Origin of the sequence: Cellulomonas chitinilytica, assembly GCF_016862675.1 — a bacterium.
Classification (GTDB): Bacteria; Actinomycetota; Actinomycetes; order Actinomycetales; family Cellulomonadaceae; genus Cellulomonas; species Cellulomonas chitinilytica.
The window spans coordinates 225,820-248,924 of record NZ_BONK01000003.1; the positions used below are offsets into that span (position 1 = coordinate 225,820).

22 protein-coding genes are annotated in these 23,105 nt (G+C 73.2%); 4 read left to right on the forward strand and 18 right to left on the reverse strand.

The window, feature by feature from the left end:
• The first annotated feature begins 148 nt into the window (after positions 1-148).
• From Cch01nite_RS05720 to Cch01nite_RS05730, 3 genes are all read left to right on the forward strand, one after another.
• Positions 149-943, forward strand: coding sequence for a peptidylprolyl isomerase (locus tag Cch01nite_RS05720; protein WP_239069927.1), 795 nt, complete (start codon positions 149-151; stop codon positions 941-943).
• Positions 940-2,721: a DUF349 domain-containing protein gene (locus tag Cch01nite_RS05725; RefSeq protein ID WP_203749737.1), complete on the forward strand. Its 1,782-nt coding sequence runs from the start codon at positions 940-942 to the stop codon at positions 2,719-2,721. Before Cch01nite_RS05720 ends, Cch01nite_RS05725 begins: the two co-directional genes overlap by 4 nt.
• Positions 2,722-2,866: 145 nt before the next feature.
• Positions 2,867-3,427, forward strand: a complete 561-nt coding sequence (locus Cch01nite_RS05730; RefSeq protein ID WP_203749740.1) for a hypothetical protein — start codon at positions 2,867-2,869, stop codon at positions 3,425-3,427.
• Positions 3,428-3,548: 121 nt separating this feature from the next.
• On the opposite strand, the gene Cch01nite_RS05735 is transcribed toward Cch01nite_RS05730, so the two are convergent.
• The 10 genes from Cch01nite_RS05735 to pdxT form a co-directional block, all read right to left on the reverse strand.
• Positions 3,549-5,882 carry a RelA/SpoT family protein gene (locus Cch01nite_RS05735; protein WP_203749743.1) on the reverse strand — a complete coding sequence of 778 codons (2,334 nt, stop codon included), beginning with the start codon at positions 5,880-5,882 and terminating at the stop codon, positions 3,549-3,551.
• Between the two features lie 133 nt (positions 5,883-6,015).
• Positions 6,016-6,552, reverse strand: coding sequence for an adenine phosphoribosyltransferase (locus tag Cch01nite_RS05740; protein WP_203750100.1), 537 nt, complete (start codon positions 6,550-6,552; stop codon positions 6,016-6,018).
• A gap of 47 nt (positions 6,553-6,599) precedes the next feature.
• Positions 6,600-7,691 (reverse strand): protein translocase subunit SecF, encoded by a 1,092-nt coding sequence (gene secF / locus Cch01nite_RS05745; RefSeq protein WP_203749746.1) that lies wholly within the window; start codon positions 7,689-7,691, stop codon positions 6,600-6,602.
• Entirely contained in the window at positions 7,691-9,580 is a 1,890-nt protein-coding gene (gene secD, locus Cch01nite_RS05750; protein WP_239069930.1) for a protein translocase subunit SecD, read from the reverse strand. The genes secF and secD overlap by 1 nt, the downstream gene beginning before the upstream one ends.
• Before the next feature lie 129 nt (positions 9,581-9,709).
• On the reverse strand, positions 9,710-10,123 hold the full coding sequence (yajC, locus tag Cch01nite_RS05755) for a preprotein translocase subunit YajC (RefSeq protein ID WP_203749752.1): 414 nt from the start codon (positions 10,121-10,123) through the stop codon (positions 9,710-9,712).
• A 121-nt stretch (positions 10,124-10,244) separates the two neighbouring features.
• Entirely contained in the window at positions 10,245-11,297 is a 1,053-nt protein-coding gene (gene ruvB / locus Cch01nite_RS05760) for a Holliday junction branch migration DNA helicase RuvB (RefSeq protein ID WP_203749754.1), read from the reverse strand.
• Positions 11,290-11,901 carry a Holliday junction branch migration protein RuvA gene (gene ruvA, locus Cch01nite_RS05765; protein WP_203749757.1) on the reverse strand — a complete coding sequence of 204 codons (612 nt, stop codon included), beginning with the start codon at positions 11,899-11,901 and terminating at the stop codon, positions 11,290-11,292. Before ruvA ends, ruvB begins: the two co-directional genes overlap by 8 nt.
• Before the next feature lie 81 nt (positions 11,902-11,982).
• Positions 11,983-12,549: a crossover junction endodeoxyribonuclease RuvC gene (ruvC, locus tag Cch01nite_RS05770; protein WP_203749759.1), complete on the reverse strand. Its 567-nt coding sequence runs from the start codon at positions 12,547-12,549 to the stop codon at positions 11,983-11,985.
• Between the two features lie 51 nt (positions 12,550-12,600).
• Positions 12,601-13,356 (reverse strand): YebC/PmpR family DNA-binding transcriptional regulator, encoded by a 756-nt coding sequence (locus Cch01nite_RS05775; protein WP_203749761.1) that lies wholly within the window; start codon positions 13,354-13,356, stop codon positions 12,601-12,603.
• Positions 13,357-13,371: 15 nt separating this feature from the next.
• Positions 13,372-13,983 carry a pyridoxal 5'-phosphate synthase glutaminase subunit PdxT gene (gene pdxT / locus Cch01nite_RS05780; RefSeq protein ID WP_239069931.1) on the reverse strand — a complete coding sequence of 204 codons (612 nt, stop codon included), beginning with the start codon at positions 13,981-13,983 and terminating at the stop codon, positions 13,372-13,374.
• Between the two features lie 61 nt (positions 13,984-14,044).
• Between pdxT and kynU the strand changes: the two genes are divergently transcribed.
• A complete protein-coding gene (gene kynU, locus Cch01nite_RS05785) occupies positions 14,045-15,298 on the forward strand; it encodes a kynureninase (RefSeq protein ID WP_203749765.1) in 1,254 nt (417 codons plus the stop codon).
• 6 nt (positions 15,299-15,304) lie between these two features.
• Here the strand turns inward: kynU and Cch01nite_RS05790 are convergent, their stop codons facing one another.
• From Cch01nite_RS05790 to thrS, 8 genes are all read right to left on the reverse strand, one after another.
• A complete protein-coding gene (locus Cch01nite_RS05790; protein WP_203749768.1) occupies positions 15,305-15,946 on the reverse strand; it encodes an NUDIX hydrolase in 642 nt (213 codons plus the stop codon).
• A 20-nt stretch (positions 15,947-15,966) separates the two neighbouring features.
• Positions 15,967-16,899 (reverse strand): pyridoxal 5'-phosphate synthase lyase subunit PdxS, encoded by a 933-nt coding sequence (gene pdxS, locus Cch01nite_RS05795; protein WP_203749771.1) that lies wholly within the window; start codon positions 16,897-16,899, stop codon positions 15,967-15,969.
• A 98-nt stretch (positions 16,900-16,997) separates the two neighbouring features.
• Positions 16,998-17,663, reverse strand: a complete 666-nt coding sequence (locus Cch01nite_RS05800) for a hypothetical protein (RefSeq protein WP_203749774.1) — start codon at positions 17,661-17,663, stop codon at positions 16,998-17,000.
• Positions 17,660-18,856 (reverse strand): glycosyltransferase family 4 protein, encoded by a 1,197-nt coding sequence (locus Cch01nite_RS05805; RefSeq protein WP_203750102.1) that lies wholly within the window; start codon positions 18,854-18,856, stop codon positions 17,660-17,662. The genes Cch01nite_RS05800 and Cch01nite_RS05805 overlap by 4 nt, the downstream gene beginning before the upstream one ends.
• 32 nt (positions 18,857-18,888) lie before the next feature.
• The gene (locus Cch01nite_RS05810) at positions 18,889-19,851 is read right to left on the reverse strand and encodes a phosphatidylinositol mannoside acyltransferase (RefSeq protein WP_203749777.1); all 963 of its coding nucleotides are present in this window, start codon (positions 19,849-19,851) and stop codon (positions 18,889-18,891) included.
• Positions 19,848-20,459 (reverse strand): phosphatidylinositol phosphate synthase, encoded by a 612-nt coding sequence (gene pgsA / locus Cch01nite_RS05815; protein ID WP_203749780.1) that lies wholly within the window; start codon positions 20,457-20,459, stop codon positions 19,848-19,850. The genes Cch01nite_RS05810 and pgsA overlap by 4 nt, the downstream gene beginning before the upstream one ends.
• 7 nt (positions 20,460-20,466) lie before the next feature.
• Positions 20,467-21,039, reverse strand: coding sequence for an HIT family protein (locus Cch01nite_RS05820; protein ID WP_203749784.1), 573 nt, complete (start codon positions 21,037-21,039; stop codon positions 20,467-20,469).
• Between the two features lie 3 nt (positions 21,040-21,042).
• The gene (thrS, locus tag Cch01nite_RS05825; RefSeq protein ID WP_203750104.1) at positions 21,043-23,043 is read right to left on the reverse strand and encodes a threonine--tRNA ligase; all 2,001 of its coding nucleotides are present in this window, start codon (positions 23,041-23,043) and stop codon (positions 21,043-21,045) included.
• Positions 23,044-23,105 lie beyond the last annotated feature (62 nt).

The following is a 23,105-nucleotide window of genomic DNA, read 5'->3' on the forward strand; positions in this document are numbered from 1 at the left end:
AGACGGTGACCGGGGCGACGCGCTGACGTCCGCGCGTCGGTCGCTGGCTCGTGAGGGCCTCGGCTTGCCTAGACTGTCCCGGGTCCCTTCGTGCAGTGCGGCAGGTAGTGCTCCTGCCCCACCGCACCTCGACGCGAGGAGAGTGTGCGTGTCAAGCAAGCGCGAGCGTGAGTACGAGCGCCGCCGGTACGAGAAGTGGCAGGAGCGCCAGGCCAAGTCCCGCGCCCGCCACCACCGTCAGCGGGTCATCGCCGGCAGCGTCGCCGGTGCGCTCGTCCTCGTCGTCGGCATCGGTGCGGCGGTCGCGCTCACGCGACCCGACTCGACGCCCGCCGCCGACACCACGACGGCCCCGACGGCCCCGACGGACGCTGCCACCCCCAACGCGAGCGCGACCCCCCGCACGGGCAACGGCGGCGTCCTGCCCGCCGCGTCGCTCGCCGAGGGTCGCGAGTGGACCGGCTCGATCAACCTGACGCAGGGCCCGATCGGCATCTCGCTCGACGGCGCCGCGGCCCCGCAGGCCGTCGCGAACTTCGTGACGCTCGCGCAGGAGGGGTTCTTCGACGGCACGAAGTGCCACCGGCTCACGGACGAGCGCATCTACGTCCTGCAGTGCGGCGACCCCACGGCGACCGGCAGCGGCGGCCCCGGCTACTCGTGGGGACCCATCGAGAACGCACCGGCCTCGGACTTCTACCCTGCGGGGACGGTCGCCATGGCGCGCCAGCCGGAGAACGGCGACTCGATGGGCAGCCAGTTCTTCCTCGTCTACGAGGACAGCACCATCCCGTCGGACTCGGCGGGCGGCTACACCGTGTTTGGCCACATCACGTCCGGGATGGACGTGCTGCAGGCCATCGCTGACGCGGGCACCGTCAACAAGGGCAGCTACACGGCCCCGGCGTCCGACGTCATCATCGAGGGAGTGGAGACCCAATGACCGAGACCCCCGCACCGGCGTCCGAGCCCGACGAGACGACAGCCGCTGCCCCCTCGACACAGGTACCTGACGACAAGACGGCCGGCGCCGACGCGCCGTCCGCCGAGGTGGACGAGACGCCCGCCGACGACTCCGCGGCCACCGAGGACGTCGAGACGGTCACCCAGGACGTCGAGGCGCCCGCCAAGGAGGCCGCACCGGTCGCCGAGGAGGCCGCTCCGGACGCCGCGACGGACACGGACGCGGCTGCCGTGTCGGCGTCGGAGGCGGAGGCGGAGGCTGACACCGCCACGGCACCGGTCGAGGCCGACGCGAAGGCGGACGCGGACGAGACGGACGCGGGCACGACGGCGGCCGCCGTCCCGGCCCCGACGCGGCCCACGCCCGCGTCGGTCCACCCGACGCCCCGGCCCCACCCGTCCCCGCGTCCGGTCCCCCACCCGCCGACGCACCCGGTCGCCGCTGCTGCGGGCGCGCCCGCAGCCCCCGCACCCACCGCTCCCCCGCTCGACGCGGCCGAGGCGGCCACCGCCGCCACGTTCGGGCGCGTGGACGACGAGGGCACGGTGTTCGTGCGCGAGAGCGCCGGGGAGCGGGTCGTGGGCCAGTTCCCCGGTGCCACGTCCGACGAGGCGCTCGCGCTGTACGTCCGTCGCTACCTCGACCTGCAGGCGAAGGTCGCGCTGTTCGAGGCGCGCCTGACCGCCACGGACCTGTCGGTCAAGGAGATCGACCAGACGCTCGCCCGGCTGACGGACGAGCTCGCGGAGCCGGCCGCCGTCGGCGACCTCGACGGTCTGCGGACCCGTCTCGACGCCCTGCGCACCACGGCCGCCGAGCGGCGAGCAGTTGCGGAGGCCGAGCGTGCCGCCGCGCGGGAGGCCGCCGTCGTGGCCCGCACGGAGATCGTCGAGCAGGCCGAGCGCGTCGCGTCGACCGACCCGTCACGCATCCAGTGGCGGCCGGCGGGCGAGCAGCTGCGCGGGCTCCTCGACCAGTGGAAGGAAGCCCAGCGCACGGGTCCGCGCCTGGACCGGCCGACGGAGGAGGCGCTCTGGAAGCGGTTCAGCCACGCCCGGACGACGTTCGACCGTGAGCGCCGGCACTTCTTCGCCGAGCTCGAGACCCGCAATGCGAGCGCGAAGGCCGCCAAGGAGGCCCTCGTCGTCGAGGCGGAGAAGCTGCAGTCCAGCACGGACTGGGGCGCCACCGCAGGCGCGTTCCGCGACCTCATGACGCAGTGGAAGGCCGCCGGTCGGGCCAGCCGCGCCGACGACGACACCCTGTGGGCCCGGTTCCGTGCGGCGCAGGACGCGTTCTTCGCGGCGCGCGACGCGCAGGCTGCCGCCACCGACACCGAGTTCCGGGCGAACCTCGAGGTCAAGGAGTCGCTCCTGGTCGAGGCGGAGGCGCTCGTGCCCGTCAGCGACCTCGCGGCCGCGAAGCAGGCGCTGCGCTCGATCCAGGACCGCTGGGAGTCCGCCGGGAAGGTGCCGCGCGGCGACATCCAGCGGATCGAGGGGCGGCTGCGGGCCGTCGAGACCGCGGTCCGCGACGCGGACCAGAACCAGTGGCGTCGGACCAACCCCGAGACGCGGGCGCGCGCCGAGGGTGCCGCGGCGCAGCTCGAGCAGGCGATCGCCGGGCTCGAGGCGGACCTGGCGAAGGCCGAGGCCGCGGGTGACGCCCGCCGGATCGCGGACGCCCGTGCCGCCCTCGACGCGCGTCGCAGCTGGCTCGAGCAGGTGCAGCGGGCAGCGGAGGAAGCGCGCGGCTGAGGCCCCGCGGCACTGTCCCACGAGCCCCGCCGTCGCCACCGCGACGGCGGGGCTCGCCCTTCCTGCACGCAGCGCGGACCCGACGAGCACCGCGTTGTCCACAGCCCCCATCCCACCGGTCGCCGCGACGCGACATCCTGCGGGCATGAGCTCCCGGCTCGCCGCCTACCGGCCACCGAACACGACCCTGCCGTCCCTCGTCCGCCGCGCCGACGTCGGCGCTGCCGCCTGGCACGCGCTCCTGCGGGACGAGGTCCTGCGACCGTTGTGGGGTGACGTCGGCCTCGTCGCCGACCTGGACGACACGCCCGCGCTGCGGTCCGCGGCCCTGGCGGACCTCGTGCCCCGCCGGGGCGTCGTGGGACGGTGCAGCGCGGCGTGGGTGCACACCGGCCGTCGGCCGCCCGCACGCGTCGACGTGCTCGTGGCGTCGCGGTCGCACCGCGCCGACCCCGACCCGCGGCGGACGGCCGCCGAGGCGACGCTCCCCGCGGACGACGTGGAACGGATCGGACCGCTGAAGGTCACGACGGTCCAGCGGACCGGGACCGACGTCGCCCGCTGGGTGCCGGCCGCGCACGCGCCGCTCGTGCTCGTCGACCTCTGCGCGGTGGGCTTCGACCCTCACCGCGCGCTGCGCGACCTCGACGCGATGCCCGGGCAACGAGGGGTGCGAGCCGCGCGCGACGTCCTGCGCGCGCTGTGACCGAACGTCGAGGTCGGCCGCCGTGACCGAGCGCCGCCGCGGTGCGCCGTCACCGAGCGCCCGTCACCGAGCGCGCGTGACAGTGGGCCGCCACCATGCGCAGCGACCGTGCCCCGCGGCGTCAGGCGCGGATGACCGGCTCCTCCGAGGCCTTCGCCCCCGTGATCCGGTACACGTCGAACACGCCCTCGACCTTCCGGACGGCCGCGAGCACGGACGCGAGGTGCGACGGCTCTGCCATCTCGAAGACGAACCGCGACAGCGCGACCCGGTCCCGCGACGTCGAGACGGACGCGGACAGGATGTTCACGTGGTGGTCCGACAGGACCCGTGTCACGTCGGACAGCAGCCGGCTGCGGTCGAGCGCCTCGACCTGGATCTGCACGAGGAACAGCGACGAGCTGGTGTGGCTCCACTCGACGTCGACCAGCCGCTCGGGCTGCGCCCGCAGGGCCTCCACGTTGATGCAGTCGCTGCGGTGCACACTGACACCGGCGCCGCGGGTGACGAACCCGACGATGTCGTCGCCCGGCACCGGCGTGCAGCACTTGGCGAGCTTCACCCAGATGTCGTCGACGCCCTTGACCACGACCCCGGGGTCGCCGGTCCGCACGCGGCGGCTGACCTGCCCGGGCCGGGCGGCCTCGGCGAGGTCCTCCTCGGCGGCCGGCTCGCCCCCGAGCGAGTGCACGAGCCGCTGCACGACGGTCGCGGCCGACACCTGCCCCTCACCGATCGCGGCGTAGAGCGCGGAGACGTCTGCGTACCGCATCTCGTTGGCGAGCGCGACGAGCGACTCGTGCGAGAGCAGCCGCTGGATCGGCAGGTTCTGCTTGCGCATCGCCTTTGCGATCGCGTCCTTGCCGTGCTCGATGGCCTCCTCGCGGCGCTCCTTGGAGAACCACTGGCGGATCTTGTTGCGCGCCCGGGGGCTCTTGACGAAGCCGAGCCAGTCGCGCGACGGACCTGCCGTCTCGGACTTCGACGTGAACACGTCGACGACGTCGCCGTTCTCGAGCGTCGAGTCGAGCGGCACCAGCCGCCCGTTCACGCGGGCGCCCATCGTGCGGTGGCCGACCTCCGTGTGCACGGCGTACGCGAAGTCGACGGGCGTCGACCCGGACGGCAGCCCGATCACGTCGCCCTTGGGCGTGAACACGTAGACCTCGGACCCGGCGATCTCGAACCGCAACGAGTCGAGGAACTCGCTCGGGTCGGCCGTCTCCTTCTGCCAGTCGACGAGCTGGCGCAGCCACACCATGTCGTTGCCCGCGGTGTCACCCGTCTGGCCGCCGGCGGCGTTCTTCGCGGTCTCCTTGTACTTCCAGTGGGCCGCCACGCCGTACTCCGCGCGACGGTGCATGTCGTGCGTGCGGATCTGGATCTCCACCGGCTTGCCGCCGGGCCCGATCACCGTCGTGTGCAGCGACTGGTACAGGTTGAACTTGGGCATCGCGATGTAGTCCTTGAACCGGCCCGGCACCGGGTTCCACCGCGCGTGCAGCGCCCCGAGCGCCGCGTAGCAGTCCCGGACCGTGTCGACCAGCACCCGGACACCCACGAGGTCGTAGATGTCCGCGAAGTCGCGGCCGCGGACGATCATCTTCTGGTAGATCGAGTAGTAGTGCTTCGGCCGGCCCGTGACGGTCGCCTTGATCTTGGCGGTCCGCAGGTCCGCGCCGACCTGCTCGCGGACCACCGCGAGGTACTCCTCGCGGGCGGGGGCGCGTTCGGCGACGAGGTGCACGATCTCGTCGTAGAGCTTGGGGTACAGCGTCGCGAACGACAGGTCCTCCAGCTCCCACTTGATCGTGTTCATCCCGAGGCGGTGGGCCAGCGGCGCGTAGATCTCGAGGGTCTCGCGGGCCTTCTTCTCGGCCGACGAGCTCGCCACGAACTTCCAGGTCCGCGCGTTGTGCAGCCGGTCGGCGAGCTTGATGACGAGGACCCGGATGTCGCGGGACATCGCGACGACCATCTTGCGGACGGTCTCCGCCTGGGCGGCGTCGCCGTACTGGACCTTGTCGAGCTTCGTGACGCCGTCGACGAGCATCGCGACCTCGGGACCGAACTCGCGTCGGAGCTGGTCCAGCGAGTAGTCGGTGTCCTCGACGGTGTCGTGCAGGAGCGCCGCCGCGAGCGTGGACGGCGTCATCCCGAGCTCGGCCAGGATCGTCGCGACCGCCACCGGGTGCGTGATGTACGGGTCGCCGCTCTTGCGCAGCTGGCCGCGGTGGGCCCGCTCGGCGACGACGTACGCCTGCTCGACGACCGCGAGGTCGGCCTTCGGGTGGTTGGTGCGGGCGGCCTGGAGCACGGGTTCGAGGGCGGGCGACGCCACGGACGCGCGGGAGCCGAACCGGGCGAGACGCGCACGGACACGGCCCGACGCAGCCCCTGCCGGGTCGGATGTCGCCGGCACGCCGGTCTCAGGCGTGCGTACGTCCTCGCTCAAACGTGTCCCTCCCCGCCCTGACGGTCCCACCCCGCCCTGCGGATCCGCTCGGGGCGGTGGGCCGAAGCCGGCGGGGGGACCGGATTCGCAGCAGTCTACGACCGACTGGCTGCGGACCTGGACCGGAGCTGTGTCAGGGGACGTGGACGAGCACGTCGATCGGGTGCTCCCCGAGCTGCTGACGCCCCGCGAGCCCGTCGAGCTCGACGAGGAAGGACAGGCCCACGACGTGCGCGCCGCAGCTCTCGATCAGCCGGACGGTCGCCGCGGCGGTGCCGCCCGTCGCGAGGACGTCGTCGACGACAAGGACGCGCGAGCCCTCGGGCACCGTGAACGGGTGGACCTCGACGGACGCCTCGCCGTACTCGAGCTGGTAGTGCTCGACGACGGTCGGACCGGGAAGCTTGCCGGCCTTGCGCACCGGGATGACCCCGGCACCCAGCGCGACGGCCAAGGGGGCGGCGAGCAGGAACCCGCGGGCCTCCATCCCGGCGACCAGGTCGACCGGTCCGCCGACGGACGCCGCGAGCTGGTCGATGACCGCCGCGAACGCCTCGCCGTCGGCTAGCAGCGGGGTGATGTCCCGGAACAGCACACCGGGCTGGGGGTAGTCGGGCACCAGCCGCACCAGCTCGTCGATCCGGGCCAGCACGGCCGCACGGCCGGCCAGGGTGCCCGCAGGCTCCCCGGCCGGCCGCGCGGCCTGGGACGGACTCGTCACCGGCGTCGCTTCGGCTGGGCCTGGACACCCTGGTGCGCGCCCGGCCGCAGCTGGGTCGCACCGTGGATCGCCGGCGCGAGCAGGGGCTCGTCGACCTCCCCGGCCTCGACACGGGCCTTGCGGGCCGCGAGCACCTTGCGGGTGTGGTCGCGGATCGCGGGCTCCCGCTCGCGCAGGGTCACCTCGAACGGCGTCGCAAGGAAGACCGACGAGAACGTGCCGATCAGCATGCCGACGAACAGCGCGAGCGCGATGTCGCGCAGCGTGCCTGCGCCGAGGATGACCGCGCCGACGAACAGGATCGCGCCGACCGGCAGCAGCGCCACGACCGAGGTGTTGATCGACCGGACGAGGGTCTGGTTGACGGCGAGGTTCGCCTTCTCGGCGTAGGTGTACCGGGTCTGGTCGAGGGTGTCGGCGGTGTTCTCGCGCACCTTGTCGAACACGACGACCGTGTCGTAGATCGAGTACCCGAGGATCGTCAGGAAGCCGATCACCGTCGCCGGTGTCACCTCCCAGCCGACGGCCGCGTACACACCCACGGTGATGATGAGGTCGTGGAACAGGGCGAGGAGCGCCGCGAGGGCCATCCGCCAGTTCCGGAAGTAGATCGTCATCACGATCGTGACGAACACGAGGAACACGAGGATGCCCGTGATCGCCTTGCGCGAGATGTCTTGACCCCACGACGGGCCGATGAACGAGCTGGCGACCTCGTCCTCGGACACGCCGTACGCGGCCTGCAGGGCGGACGCGACCTCTTCGACCTGGTCGTTGGCGAGCTTCGACGTCTGGATCCGCAGGCTGTCGGTCCCGAGCGCGGTGACCTCAGGCGACTCCTCGGGCGCGATCGACTTGACCGTGTCGATGGCGAGCTGCTCGTCGGCGTTCGGGACGCCCGACACGATGAACTGCGAACCGCCCCGGAACTCGATGCCCGGGTTCAGGCCGGGCTTGATCAGGAGGATCGCCGACAGGATCACGAGGATCGTCGAGATCGTGAACCAGATGCGCCGGCGACCGACGATGTCGTACGACCGGCGACCGGCGTACAGGTCGTTGCCCCACTGGGCGAATCCCGCGGCCATCAGTGCTCGTTCCCCTCGGTGCGACCGGACTCGGTCCCGGACTCCTGCGCGGCGTCGTCGGGGCTCACCCCGCTCGGCGGTGGCGGCGCGGCGGACGCGTCCTGCGCCGCGGCCTTCGCCGCCGCGCGACGCTCGGCGATCGTCTGACCGCCGCCGACACCGACCGGGACGCGCGACGCGGGCGCCGGCGTGCCGGCGTCGGCCGTCACGGCCTCGTCCGTCGTGGCGGTCCGGGGCCCCGTCGCGACCTTGCCGCGTCCGACGTACCGGGTCGCGTCGACCCCGAGCCGCCGCGGGTCGAGCCCGGACAGCGGGTGGCCGGTGTTGAAGAACCGGATGCGGGCGATCAGCTGCATCATCGGGTGCGTGAACAGGAACACGACGACGACGTCGATGATCGTCGTGAGCCCCAGGGTGAACGCGAAGCCGCGCACCCCGCCGACCGCGAGCAGGTAGAGCACGATCGCGGCGATGAAGTTCACGGCGTCGGACGCCAGGATCGTGCGCCGGGCACGCTCCCAGCCGCGGTCCACCGCGGCACCGAGGGTCCGGCCCTCGCGCAGCTCGTCGCGGATGCGCTCGAAGTACACGATGAACGAGTCCGCGGTGATGCCGATGGCGACGATCAGACCGGCGACACCGGGCAGCGACAGGCGGTAGCCCTGCGTCCACGACAGCAGCGTGATGACGCCGTACGTCAGGGCGGCGGCCACCACGAGCGACGCGACCGTGAGCAGGCCGAGCGCGCGGTACTGCAGCATCGAGTACAGGACCACGAGGATCAGGCCGATGAGGCCCGCGAGGAGGCCCTTCTCGAGCTGCTCGGCGCCGAGCGTCGCGGAGATGTGCTCCTCGCTCAGGGGCTCGAACGTCACGGGCAGGGCGCCGAAGTTGAGCTGGTTCGCCAGCGTCGCGGCGGACTCCCGCGTGAAGCTGCCGGAGATCTCCGCCTGGCCGTTGGAGATGATGACGTTCGGCGCGAGGCTCGGCGAGGAGATCACGAGGCCGTCGAGGACCATCGCGAACCGGTTCTGCGGGTCCGTCAGGCCCTGCAGGCGCGTGGTCACCTTGGTGAACTGCTCGGTGCCCTTGGACTTGAGCTTGAGGTTGACGACCCACTCGTTGCCGACGCCGCCGCTCGGCAGCGTGTTCAGGCCGGAGCTCGCGCTCGCGATCTCGGAGCCCTCGATCTCGACGGGGCCGAGGATGTACTTGTAGACGCCCTCGGGGTCGCAGGTGACGAACGCCTTGTCCGGGTCGCCCGGGGTGCCGCCCGTGCGGTTCGCCGCGTCGGTGCAGTCGAGCTTGTCGAACTGCTCCTGGACCGCCGGCGTGACGTAGTAGGCGGCGTCGCTGGCGTTGTCCGGGGCCGCCTTGGCCGGCGTGTCCGAGGCGGGCGCGCTGGCCGACGGGCTCGGCGCGGGGGTCGCGGCGTCCTCCGCCGGCGCCTGCTCGGTGGCGGCCGGCGTGGGCTCGGTCGCCGCACCGGCGGTCGCTGTCGGGGTCGGGGCCGCCGACGCCTGGTCCGTGGTCGGCGTGCCGACCGCGGTGGCCAGCACCGGACGGAACTCCATCTGCGCCGACGTGCGGACGAGCTTGAGCGTCTCCTCGCTCGGCTTGCCCGGCAGCCCGACGACGATCTGGTCCGAGCCCTGGCTCGTGATCTCCGCCTCCGAGACGCCCGACGAGTCGACGCGCTGCCGGATCACGTCGATCGCCTGCGTGATCGTGTTGGAGGTGACCTTCTCGTCCCCGATGGGCTTCGCCTGGAGGATGATCTGCGTCCCACCCTCGAGGTCGAGCGCGAGGTTCGGGGTCCAGGTCGCGTCCGACCACCTGGTGCCCGCGAAGAGCGAGGCGACGATGGCGACGATGAGGATCCCGAGCACGCTCAGCGTGCGGACGGGCCTCTGACGGCGTGAGGGAGGGGCCAACGGAGTTCTTCTCTCGTGCGCGCACCAGCCACGGGGAGCGGCTGGTGGGGTCCGGGCCCGGGCGTCGTCACCCGGGCCGTGCGATTACTTGGTGTCCGGCTCGTCATCCTTGCGGACGTCGGACAGCGACGACAGGTCGTCGGGCACATCGATGACCTCGTCGTCGCCGCGCGTGAGGCGGTCGGCCTCCGCGTCGGCCGGCTCGATCTCGTCGTCGTCGAGGCTGGTGTCCTCCACGACAGGGTCGATGCGCTTCGCGATGGCTGCGCGGATCCACCGCGTACGGCTGCCGCCCGGGCTCGTCTCGAGCGTGATGACGTCGTCCTCGACGTCCACGACGGTCCCGAACAGGCCGGAGCCTGTCATCACCTCGTCACCCGCCACCAGGTTGTTCCGGAACTCGGACGCGGCGCGCTGCTGCTTGCGCGTGCGGCTCGACATGAGCCACAACGCGCCGAACGCGATGATGAGGATGATGAGGAACGAGAGGTTGCCCATGCGGGTTACGGCTCCGGATCTGTCGTCGGTGTCCGCCGCAGTCTAGGCGCAGCGGCCGGACCCTCCAACGTGCGACCGGAACGCGAAGTTCCGGCAGCCCCCGCACCCGGTGGGAGCGGGCTCAGCCGAACAGCGTGCCGGGCCCCGGCGGCACCGGGAGCTCGAGGTGCTCCCACGCGGCCGGCAGCGCCACGCGGCCGCGCGGCGTCCGGCCGACCAGCCCCTCGCGCACGAGGAACGGCTCCGCGACCGTCTCGACGGTCTCGGGCTCCTCGCCGACCGCGACGGCGAGCGTCGTGAGGCCGACGGGCCCGCCGCCGAAGCGCGTGCACAGCGCCGATAGCACCGCGCGGTCCAGACGGTCGAGGCCGAGCTCGTCGACCTCGTACACCTCCAGCGCGGACTGCGCCGCCGCCAGGCTGAGCGTGCCGTCGCCCCGCACCTCCGCCCAGTCGCGGACCCGGCGCAGGAGGCGGTTGGCGATCCGGGGCGTCCCCCTCGACCGGGAGGCGATCTCGGCGGCCGCCTCCCCCGCCAGCGGGACGCCGAGGAGGCCCGCCGACCGGACGAGGACCCGCTCGAGCTCCTCGGTCGCGTAGAAGTCGAGGTGGCCGGTGAATCCGAACCGGTCCCGCAGCGGCGCAGGGAGCAGCCCGGCGCGGGTCGTCGCACCGACGACGGTGAACGGCGGCAGGGCCAGCGGGATCGCGCTCGCGCCCGCCCCCTTGCCGACCACCACGTCGACCCGGAAGTCCTCCATGGCGACGTACAGCAGCTCCTCCGCCGGCCGCGCCAGGCGGTGGATCTCGTCGAGGAACAGGACCTCGCCCTCCTCGAGCGAGGACAGCACGGCGGCGAGGTCGCCGGCGTGCTGGATCGCGGGGCCGCTCGTCACGCGGAGCGACGCCCCGAGCTCGGCCGCGACGATCATCGCGAGCGTCGTCTTGCCGAGGCCCGGCGGTCCAGACAGGAGGACGTGGTCGGGTGCCCGGCCCCGTGCGCGGGCCGCCTGCAGCACGAGCGAGAGCTGGTCGCGCACCACGCGCTGCCCGACGAACTCGTCGAGCCGACGCGGGCGCAGCGCCGCCTCCGCGGCCCGCTCGACGTCGTCCGCGGCCGTGCGGACCAGCGACTCCGCGTCGAACCGTTCGGTGACGAGCTCCTCGTCAGCCACGGCCGCCGCCGAGCGTGCGCAGCGCAGCGCGCAGGACGCCGGCGACCTCGTCGGCACCGACCGGCCCGGGGCTGGACTCCAGCACCGTGTCGACCGCGTCGCCTGCGGCGCGGGCCGTCCAGCCGAGGCCGACGAGCGCCTCGACGACCTGGTCGCGCCGGTCGTCCGAGGGCGAGGCCGTTCCCGGCACAGCCGTCGAGGTGGGCAGCCCGAGCTTGTCGCCGAGCTCGAGCACGATCCGCTGCGCGCCCTTGTGGCCGATGCCGGGCACGCGCTTGAGCGCCGCCAGGTCCTCGTCCGCCACCGCGCGCCGCAGCCCGTCCGGGGTGTGCACCGCGAGCATCGCGAGCGCGAGGCGCGGCCCCACGCCGCTCACCGTCTGCACCAGCTCGAACACCTCACGCTCGTCCGCGTCGGCGAAGCCGAACAGCGTAAGCGAGTCCTCCCGGACCACGAGCGAGGTGGCGAGCTGCGCGGTCGCACCGACCCGGAGCCCCGCGAGCGTGGTGGGGGTCGCCTGCACGAGCAGACCGACTCCCCCGACCTCGACCACCGCCGCGTCCAGACGGACCGCCTGCACCGTGCCGTGCACCGACGCGATCACCGGCACACCCCTCTCGTCGACCGAACCGTGCCGCCCCCACTCTGGCACACCGAGACGAACACCTGTACGAAGGACACGCGGTCAGCCGCGCCGCCGGGCCGCCTGCTCCGCCGCCGCCCAGGCCCGCTGCGCCGACGTCAGCGACCCGGGGGCGCGCTGCGGGGCTCCCAGCGCGCCAGCGGGTCGCCACAGGTGGCAGACGGCCAGGGCGAGGGCGTCGGCGGCGTCGGCGGGCTTCGGCAGCTCGTCGAGCGACAGCAGCCGCGCGACCATCGTCTGGACCTGGGCCTTGTCCGCACGACCGTTGCCGGTGACGGCGGCCTTGACCTCGCTGGGCGTGTGCAGCGCGACCGGGATGCGCCGGCGCGCGGCGGCGACCATCGCGAGGCCGGCGACCTGCGCGGTCCCCATGACCGTGCTCACGTTCTGCTGCGCGAACACCCGCTCGACGGCCACCGCGTCGGGCCCGTGCTCCTCGATCCACTCCTCGATCTGCCGCTCGATCGCGAGCAGCCGCTGGTCGACGTCGAGGCCCACCTCGGAACGTGCGACACCGACGGCCACGAGCCGCGCACGGCGGCCGGGCAGGCCGTCGACGACCCCGAGACCGCACCGGGTCAGGCCGGGGTCGACACCGAGGACGCGCACGCTCGTATGGTCGCAGCCGGGCAGGCGCCCGCGGGGACGCCGGGCGGCGCGTCAGTCGTTCTCGAGCTCCGCCATGACCTCGTCGGAGGCGTCGAAGTTCGCGTACACGTTCTGCACGTCGTCCGAGTCCTCGAGCGCGTCGATGAGCCGCAGGATCTTGCGGGCGCCCTCGGCGTCCACCTCGATCTGCGTGGCGGGCCAGAAGACGACGTCGGCCGAGTCGTACTCGATGCCCGCCTCCTGCAGGGCCGTGCGGACGGGCACGAGGTCGGTCGCCTCGGACAGGACCTCGAAGGCCTCGCCCAGGTCGTTGACCTCCTCGCCGCCGGCGTCCAGGACCGCCTCCATGACGGCGTCCTCGTCGGTGCCGTCCTTGGGCACGATGACGACGCCCTTGCGGGAGAACAGGTACGACACCGAGCCGGGGTCGGCCATCTGGCCGCCGTTGCGCGTGAACGCGACCCGCACGTCGGAGGCGGCACGGTTGCGGTTGTCGGTGAGGCACTCGACCAGCACCGCGATGCCGCCCGCGCCGTAGCCCTCGTACATGATCGTCGTGTAGTCGGCGCCGCCGGCCTCCTGGCCGGACCCGCGCTTGACCGCGCGGTTGATGTTGTCGATCGGGACCGAGTTCTTCTTCGCCTTCTGGACCGCGTCGAAGAGCGTCGGGTTGCCCGCGAGGTCACCACCGCCCGTGCGGGCCGCGACCTCGATGTTCTTGATCAGCTTCGCGAAGAGCTTGCTGCGCTTGGCGTCGACCACGGCCTTCTTGTGCTTCGTGGTGGCCCACTTGGAGTGACCCGACATCGCTCTCGCTACCCCTTACACGCTCTCGCGGACGATCTTGACGAACAGGCGGTGCACGCGGGTGTCGCCGGTGACCTCCGGATGGAAGGAGGTGACGAGCAGCGGACCCTGACGGACGGCGACGATCCTACCGGCGGCCGGCCCGACCTCCACGCGGCCGATCGCCGTCGCCGCCGGACCGACCTCCTCGACCCAGGGCGCACGGATGAACACGGCGTGCACGGGGTCGGTGGCGGAGTCCTCGACGCCGTCGATCACGAGGTCTGTCTCGAACGAGTCGACCTGCCGGCCGAACGCGTTGCGGCGGACCGTCACGTCGACCCCGCCGAGCGTCTGCTGGCCCTCGATGCCGCCCAGCACGCGGTCGGCCAGCAGGATCATCCCCGCGCACGATCCGTACGCCGGCATCCCCGCCCGCAGGCGCTCCTGGATCGGCTCCACGAGCTCGAACGCCCGCAGCAGCTTGTCGATGGTCGTGGACTCGCCGCCGGGGATCACGAGCGCGTCGACCGCTGCGAGCTCGGTCTCGCGACGGACCGGGACGGCCCGGGCGCCGAGCGAGGACAGGACGTGCACGTGCTCGCGCACGTCGCCCTGCAGGGCGAGGACTCCGATCGTGACGGTCACGACGGGCGATTCTAGGTGGCAGCGCGCCGTCGGTCGGCACACGTCCGTAGGCTCCCGTGCCATGCCGCACCCCGCCGCCCTCGCCCTGCGCGCCGCCGCGCTCGACGACGAGCACGCCGCGACCGACCTGCGCGACCGCTTCCTGCTGCCGGCCGGGACGGTGTACCTCGACGGCAACTCGCTCGGCGCACTCCCGGCGACGGTCCCCGAGGCGCTCGCGACCGCCGTCCGTGACCAGTGGGGCGGGGACCTCGTGTCGTCGTGGAACGCCCACGGCTGGTGGGAGGCCCCCACGCGGGTCGGCGACGCCGTCGGACGGATCGTCGGCGCCGCGGCCGGCCAGGTCGTCGTGGGCGACTCGACGACGGTGCGCCTGCACCAGGCGCTGCACGCCGCGGTCGCGCTGCGCCCGGACGCACGCGTCGTCGTCACCGACCCCGGGTCGTTCCCGACCGACCGCTACGTCGTCGACGGGGTCGCCGCCCAGGTCGGATGGCGGGTCGAGCACGCGTCGCCCGACCACGTGCCGGCCCTCCTCGCAGATCTCGCGGGCCGCGGGGAGAGGGTCGGCGCGGTCGTCCTGTCGCACGTGGACTACCGCACCGGTCGCCTCTGGGACCTGCCGTCGCTCACGCGGGCCGCCCACGACGCCGGTGCGCTCGCCGTCTGGGACCTGTGCCACTCGGCCGGCGCGGTACCCGTCGACCTGGACGTGCACCGTGTCGACCTCGCCGTCGGGTGCACCTACAAGTACCTCAACGGCGGTCCGGGCTCGCCGGCGTTCGGGTACGTCGCGACGCGCCACCAGGACGGCTTCGTCAACGTGCTGCCGGGGTGGAACGGCCACGCCGACCCGTTCGCGATGGCGGACGGGTACGAGGGCGCCCCGGGGATCGCCCGGGCCCGCATCGGCACGCCTCCGATGCTCTCGCTGCTCGCCCTGGAGGCCGCGCTGCAGGCCTTCGACGGGGTCGACGTGCGGGACGTCCGGCGCCGGTCGTCGTCACTGACCCGGTTCCTGCGCACCTGCCTGGAGGCACTGGTCCCCGACGTCGACGTCGTCTCGCCGGCCGAGGACGCCCGGCGCGGGTCGCAGGTCGCGGTCCGGCACCCGGACGCCTACGGGCTCGTGCAGGCGCTCGCGGGCCGCGGGGTCGTCGCGGACTTCCGGACCCCGGACGTCGTCCGCCTCGGCGTCGCCGCGCCGTACCTCACGCACCGCGACATGCTCGCGGCCGCGCACGCGCTCGCGGACGTCCTCGCCGCAGGTGAGCACCTCGATCCCGCCCACGCACGACGGAACCTCGTCACCTGACCGGCGTCACTCGCGGGCGAGCCCCAGGTGGCGCGTGGTGCCGTCCCACCGTGGCAGCAGGCTCGCGACCAGCTCCGCGAGCCGTTCGGGGAACACCTCGATCCGCACGCGGGCCAGGTCGTCGAGCGACCACCAGCGCAGCTCGTCGATCACGTCGTGCTCGACGGCCGTCCACCGGGCCCGGTCGACGCCAGCGAACGCCGTCGACGGCACGCGCGCGACGAAGATCTCCTCGTCCTGCCGGCAGTGCTGGGCGTAGAAGTCGAAGATCGCCGACCGCGTGAACGCCGGGCCGTGGACGTCGGCCGGGTCGAGGACGATGCCCGTCTCCTCGTGCACCTCGCGGACGGCGGCCGACAGCGCGTCCTCGCCGTCGTCGATGCCGCCGCCGATCGTGAACCACCAGCTGCGCTCCGGCTGGTCGACGTCGTGACCCCTGATGAGGAGCACCCGGTCGGACTCGTCGAGCAGGATCACCCGCGCCGCTCGCCGGAAGAGCAGCCCGTCCTCGCCCGGGACCCACTCGGGCCCCAGCGAGTGCCCCGGCCCGTCGACGGCCCCGTCCACGGGCGCGGGGTCGGGGTCGGGCGCGGACACGCCGGGGGCCGCGGACGCCACTGCGTCGTCCGCGGCCCCCGGCACGTCCATCGGCACTGGGTGCCCCTGGGTCACCAGCCCCGCTCGGACAGGCGGTGCGGCACCGGGACGTCGTCGACGTTGATGCCGACCATCGCCTCGCCGAGGCCACGGGAGACCTTCGCCAGCACGTCCGGGTCGTCGAAGAACGTCGTCGCCTTGACGATGGCCGCGGCGCGCTCGGCCGGGTTGCCCGACTTGAAGATGCCGGAGCCGACGAACACGCCCTCGGCGCCGAGCTGCATCATCATCGCGGCGTCCGCGGGGGTCGCGATGCCGCCGGCCGTGAACAGCACGACGGGGAGCTTGCCCGCGGTCGCGACCTCCTTGACGAGGTCGTACGGCGCCTGCAGCTCCTTGGCGGCCAGGTACAGCTCGTCCTCGGGGAGCGACTGCAGCCGGCGGATCTCGTCGCGCAGCGTGCGCATGTGCGTCGTCGCGTTCGAGACGTCACCCGTGCCCGCCTCGCCCTTCGAGCGGATCATGGCCGCGCCCTCGGTGATCCGGCGCAGCGCCTCGCCCAGGTTGGTCGCGCCGCACACGAACGGGACGGTGAACGCCCACTTGTCGATGTGGTGCGCGTAGTCGGCGGGCGTGAGGACCTCGGACTCGTCCACGTAGTCGACACCCAGCGACTGCAGCACCTGCGCCTCGACGAAGTGGCCGATGCGCGCCTTCGCCATGACGGGGATGGAGACGGCCTCGATGATGCCGTCGATGAGGTCGGGGTCGCTCATGCGCGCGACGCCGCCCTGGGCGCGGATGTCCGCGGGCACCCGCTCGAGGGCCATGACGGCGACCGCTCCGGCGTCCTCGGCGATCTTCGCCTGGTCCGCGGTGACGACGTCCATGATGACGCCGCCCTTGAGCATCTCGGCCATCCCGCGCTTGACCCGCGCGGTGCCGATGACGCCGGCTGCCGGTGCGCCGGTCGTGGTGGTGGGCTGGCTGTTCTCGCTGGTCACGTCAAGCCTCACATCGTGGTGCGGGATGGGTCGGCCGCGCCGTCCGGCGGCCCGATCGGGTCATCGTAGTCCGTGGTCGCGGGCGTCTCCCGCACGTCTCAGACGCCCGAGCGGGACCCGTCGGCGCCGTGCGCGCGGGCGCCCGGCCGGCCGAGGCTCTCGGGCCACTCGTCGTCGAGGTCGAGCGTCCGGGGAGTGGGTGCGCGGCCCGCGAGACGCAGGGCCCGGACGACCGGTCCGCGGCGCGCGCGGGCCGCCTGGGCGACGGCCTCGTTGTGGAACCTGCGGGCGAGCTGGAGCCGGTACCAGGCGGAACCGAGGGCGCCGAGGAGCTCGTCACCGGACGGGTCGGCACGCAGGACGGTCACCTCGTCCTCGTCGTCGAGCGCCTCGCGCAGCGTCGCGGACAGCTCGCTCTCCACGCGGGACCGGTCGAGCGGCAGGTCGGTGCCGGACGTCTCGTGGTCGTCGCCCGCGAGGAGCCCGGCCAGGTCGGGCGGCAGCGCCGTGGTGTCCGACAGACCCGCCGACAACGACGCCCACGCCGCCTCGCCGACGAGGACGGAGCTCACCGGGTCGAGCAGCCCGGACGTCGCCAGCTCGGCGGCGACGGTGGCGCGACGCACGAGCTGCGCGTCCACCACGGCCCGGGAGGCGTTCATCTTGCGGTGCAGCCGGTCGAGCCGGGACGCGGCGACCCAGACGCACCAGAGGCCGAGCCCGAGGAGCACGGTGATGACGACGGTGATCTCCGACCAGCTCACCGGGTCTCACCTCGCGTGCGACGCAGCTCGAGCAACCGGGCGCCGCGCACCGACGACGGGTCCTCCCCGACCGGCGCGGCCGCGCCGGCGACGACCATCTCGTACACGGCGAGCACCTGGTCCGTGACGGCCGACCAGTCGTACCGGCGCACCGCCTCGGAGGCCCGCTCGGTCACCGCGGCCCGCAGCTCGGCGTCACCGAGCACGCGCACGAGGGTCGCCGCGAGGTCGGCGCTGTCCCCCGTGGCGAACAGCACGCCTGCGGCGCCGTCGTCGAGCACCCGGCTGAACGCGCCGAGGTCGCTGGCCACGACGGTGGCACCCGCGCTCATCGCCTCGACGAGCACGATCCCGAAGCTCTCGCCGCCGGTCTGCGGCGCGCAGTACACGTCGACCGACGCGAGAAGCCTCGCCTTGTCCTCGTCGGACACGCTGCCGAGGAACTCCACGGCACCCGCGCGCTCCCCCAGCAGCTCGCGGGCCTGCTGGGCACCGGTCTCGCCACGACCCGCGACGATCAGCCGGGCACCCGGCACGGCGTCGAGCACGCGGCCCATCGCGCCCAGCAGCACCGGCAGGCCCTTGCGCGACTCGTCGAGCCGGCCGAGGAACGCGATCGTCGGCGCGTCCGGGGTGCCCGTCCAGCGCGGGTCGCGCTCGGCGCCGGCGAACTGGTCGACGTACACCCCGTTGGGGATCACGACCGCGTCACCGCCGAGGTGCTCGACGAGCGTGCGCCGGGCGTCCTCGGAGACCGCGATCCGGGCGGAGATCTTCTCCAGCGACTGCTTGACCAGCGGGTAGGCGACCTGCAGGGGGCGCGAGCGGATCAGCGACGTGTGGAACGTCGCGACGACGGGCCCGTCCGCGATCCACAGCGCGAGCATCCCGAGGCTCGGCGTCACCGGCTCGTGCAGGTGCAGCACGTCGAACTGGCCGGTCGCCAGCCACTTGCGCACCCGCGCCGCCGTCACCGGGCCGAACGTGAGACGCGCGACCGACCCGTTGTACCGGACGGGCACGGCGCGGCCCGCGGCGACGAGGTACGGCGGGACGGGCGTGTCGTCGTCCGCAGGGGCCAGCACCGAGACGTCGTGGCCGCGCGCGAGCAGCGCCTCGGCGAGGTCGCGCACGTGGAACTGCACACCGCCGGGCACGTCGAACGAGTACGGGCACACGATGCCGACGCGCAACGGTCGCCCGTCCGTCCTGCCCGGCGTGGTCGTCACGTGACGCTCCGCTCCGCCTCGAGCGTCGCGGCGTACCGGGCCGGGTCGAGGTCCTCGACGAACACCGCCTGGAGCATGTGCCAGTCCTCGGGGTGCTCGGCGATGCCCAGCGCGAGCCGGTCGACCCAGGCCTGCGTCACGGCACGCACCTGCTCGGCCCGCGGGAGCCCGGGCGGCACGTCGACCGGGGCGCAGAACTCGACGACGATCCCCCACGGCGACCCCGCCGCCCGGCGACGCGACCCGGCCAGCCGCTCGTAGCTGACGACGGTCGGCATCAGCGTCGCCCCGGTGCTCACGGCGAGGGCGGCGGGGCCGGCGGCAACCCGCGCACGATGCCCGAACAGGTCGACCTCGACGCCGCGTGCCGTCAGGTCGCGGTCCGCGAGCAGGGGCAGCAGGCCGGGGCCGCCGCGCGCCGCGCGGACGAGGTCCCGGAAGACGTCGCCCCCACCGGTCAGCGGGAAGATGCGCAGCCCGATGGACTCGCGGAAGCCGACGAACTCCTGGAACAGCTCCTCGGGCTCGAGCCGCTCCGCGACGGTCGTCACGGGCGCGAGCGCGCGGGTGCAGTACGCCCCGGCGAGGTCCCAGTTGCCGACGTGGCCCAGGGCGAGCAGGACGGTCCGGCCCGCCGCGAGCTCCTCGTCGAGCCGCGGGTCGCGCACGACGCGCACGCGGGCCTCGATCTGCTCGCGCGTCATCGTGCTCAGCGCGAACGTCTCCCCGAAGTACCGCATGTACGAGCGCATGCCCGCCCGGCTCAGCCGGCGCAGCGCGCGCCGGTCGAGCCCCGGTCGCACCCGGGCGAGGTTCCCCTCGAGCCGTCGCACACCTTGGCCGTGGCGCAGCCAGGCGATGTCGGCCGCGGCGTTGCACAGGCCCCGCAGGGCCGGACCCGGCACATGCCCCGCGACCCGCCACGCGGTCGCGTACAGCCGGGCGACGTCGACCTTCACTCCGTCACCCCGACCGCCTGCCGGTGCACCTTGGCCATCCGTTGCACGATCGTGACGGCGGACGCGACCGCGAGGAACCCGAGCGCGACGGTGAGCACGGCGTCGGGCGCACCGAGACCGACGGCGGCGGTGGCGACCAGCGCGATGAGCAACCGGTCCGCCCGCTCCGCGATGCCCCCCGACGCCGTCATGCCCAGGCCCTCGGCCCGCGCCCGGGCGTACGGCACGATCGAGCCGAGCACGACGCACGCCAGCGCGAGCACCGCCGTCAGCCGGTCGTCACCGTCCCCGACGAACCACAGCAGCAGACCCGCGAAGATCGCCCCGTCGCCGAACCGGTCGAGCGTCGAGTCGAGGAACGCCCCCCACGGCCCCGACCGGCCCGACCGGCGCGCCATCACGCCGTCGAGCGAGTCGGTCAGCACGAACACGCCGATGACCAGCGCCCCGACGAACAGGTGGCCCGTCGGGAACGCCCACAGCGCCGTGACGACCACGACGAGCGTGCCGACGATCGTCACCGCGTCCGGCGAGACGCCGGCCCGCAGGAGGGCGTCGGCCGGCGGGGTCATGACGCGCGACATCAGGCCTCGCAGTCGGTTCAGCACGTCTCGATCATCCCTTCGGATCGGTCGTCGTCGGGTCCGGCCACGCGGCGGCGAGCCTCGCCCGCGTGTCGGCGAGCAGCTCGGGCAGCGCGCGGCTGCGGGCGACGATCGGCAGGAAGTTCGAGTCGCCGCCCCACCGAGGCACGACGTGCTGGTGCAGGTGCGCGGCGATCCCCGCTCCGGCCACCGGCCCCTGGTTCATCCCGAGGTTGAAGCCGTGCGGCGCGTAGACAGCCCGCACCACGCGCATCGCCGTGCGCGTCAGCGACGCCACCTCGGCGACCTCGTCGTCCGTCAGGTCCGTGTAGTCCGCCACGTGCCGGTACGGGCACACGAGCAGGTGGCCGGAGTTGTACGGGTAGAGGTTGAGGACCACGTACGAGACCGTCCCGCGCGCGACGATCAGCGCCTCCTCGTCGCCGAGGGTCGGCTGCCGGCAGAACGGGCAGCCGTCGCCCGGCTCGTCGTCGGTCGGCTTGTCCTGCCCGCCGATGTACGCCATCCGGTGCGGCGTCCACAGTCGCTGGAAGCCGTCCGGCTCGCCGGCGAACACGTCGGCCGGCTCGACGCCGTCGCTCACGCGTCAGACCTGCACGCGCTCGCGGACCGCCGAGACGATCCGCTCGATCGCCTCCGCGACGGGCACCCCGTTGTCCTGGCGCCCGTCCCGGTACCGGAACGAGACCGCCCCGGCCTCCGCGTCCTCGCCTCCGGCGATGAGCACGAACGGGATCTTCTGCGTGCTGGCGTTGCGGATCTTCTTGCCGAACCGGTCGTCGGAGCGGTCCACCTCGGCCCGGATGCCCTGCTCGCGCAGCTGCCGGACGACGTCGTCGAGGTACCCCTCGAACGGCTCGGCGACCGGCACCGCGAGCACCTGCACCGGCGCGAGCCAGGCCGGGAACGCGCCGCCGTAGTGCTCGGTGAGCACCGCGAAGAACCGCTCGACGGAGCCGAACAGCGCGCGGTGGATCATCACGGGGCGCTGACGGCTGCCGTCGGACGCCGTGAACTCGAGCTCGAACCGCTCCGGCAGGTTGAAGTCGAGCTGGATGGTGGACATCTGCCAGGTGCGACCCAGCGCGTCCTTGACCTGCACCGAGATCTTCGGACCGTAGAACGCGGCGCCGCCCGGGTCGGGCACCAGGTCGAGCCCGGACGCCTCGGCGACCTGCCGCAGCGTCTCGGTCGCCTCCTCCCAGACCTCGTCGGAGCCGACGAACTTGTCCGGGTTCTTGGTGGAGAGCTCGAGGTAGTAGTCGTCGAGGCCGTAGTCCTTGAGCAGGTCGAGCACGAACTTCAGCGTCGTGGTGAGCTCGTCCGCCATCTGCTCGCGGGTGCAGTAGATGTGCGCGTCGTCCTGCGTGAACCCGCGCGCTCGGGTCATGCCGTGCACCACGCCCGACTTCTCGTACCGGTACACGGTGCCGAACTCGAACAGCCGCAGCGGAAGCTCCCGGTAGGAGCGGCCGCGCGCCGCGAAGATCAGGTTGTGCATCGGGCAGTTCATCGGCTTGAGGTAGTACTGCTGCCCCGCCTTGCGCACGTGCCCGTCGGCGTCGCGCTCCTCGTCGAGGGTCATCGGGGGGTACATGCCCTCCGCGTACCAGTCGAGGTGGCCCGAGATCTCGTACAGCTTGCTCTTGGTGATGTGCGGGGTGTTGACGAACTCGTACCCGCCCTGCACGTGCCGCAGCCGGCTGTAGTGCTCCATCTCCATGCGGATCACGCCGCCCTTGGGGTGGAACACCGCGAGGCCCGAGCCGATCTCGTCCGGGAACGAGAACAGGTCGAGCTCGGTGCCCAGCCGTCGGTGGTCGCGGCGCTCGGCCTCGGCGATGCGCTCGAGGTACGCCTTCAGCTCGTCCTTCGTCGGCCACGCCGTGCCGTACACGCGCTGCAGCTGCGGGTTCTTCTCGGACCCGCGCCAGTACGCGGCCGCCGACCGGGTCAGCTGGAACCCGTTGCCCAGCACGCGCGTGCTCGGGACGTGCGGGCCGCGGCACAGGTCCTGCCAGACGACCTGCTCGCTCTCCCGGCCGGCGCCGCGCACGTTCTGGTAGATGCTCAGGCCGCCGAGCCCGACCTCGACCGACGCGCCGTCGGCCGCGGCCGGGTCACCCTTGAGGCCGATGAGCTCGAGCTTGTACGGCTCGTCGCGCAGCTCCTTGCGGGCCTCGTCCTCGGTGACGTCCCACCGGCGGAAGGTCTGGCCCTCCTTGACGATCCGGCCCATCACCTTCTCGACGGCCTTGAGGTCCTCGGGGGTGAACGGGGTCTCGACGTCGAAGTCGTAGTAGAAGCCGTCCGTGATGGGCGGGCCGATGCCGAGCTTCGCGGTCGGGTTGACCTCCTGGACGGCCTGCGCCAGCACGTGCGCCGCGGAGTGCCGCAGGACCGCGAGGCCGTCGGGCTCGTCGATCGTGACCGCCTCGACGACGGCGCCGTCCGGGATCGGCAGGTGCAGGTCGCGCAGCTCGCCGTCGACGCGGACGACGAGCACGTCACGCCGGTCGCCGAACAGGTCGGTGCCCGTCGTGCCCGGCTCCGCCGTGGTCGCAGATCCGTCGACGGTGAGGGTCATCAGCTCGGGCACCGGTGCTGTCTCCTTCGTGGTGGCCCACCCGGGCGGAGGGCTCCTCGATG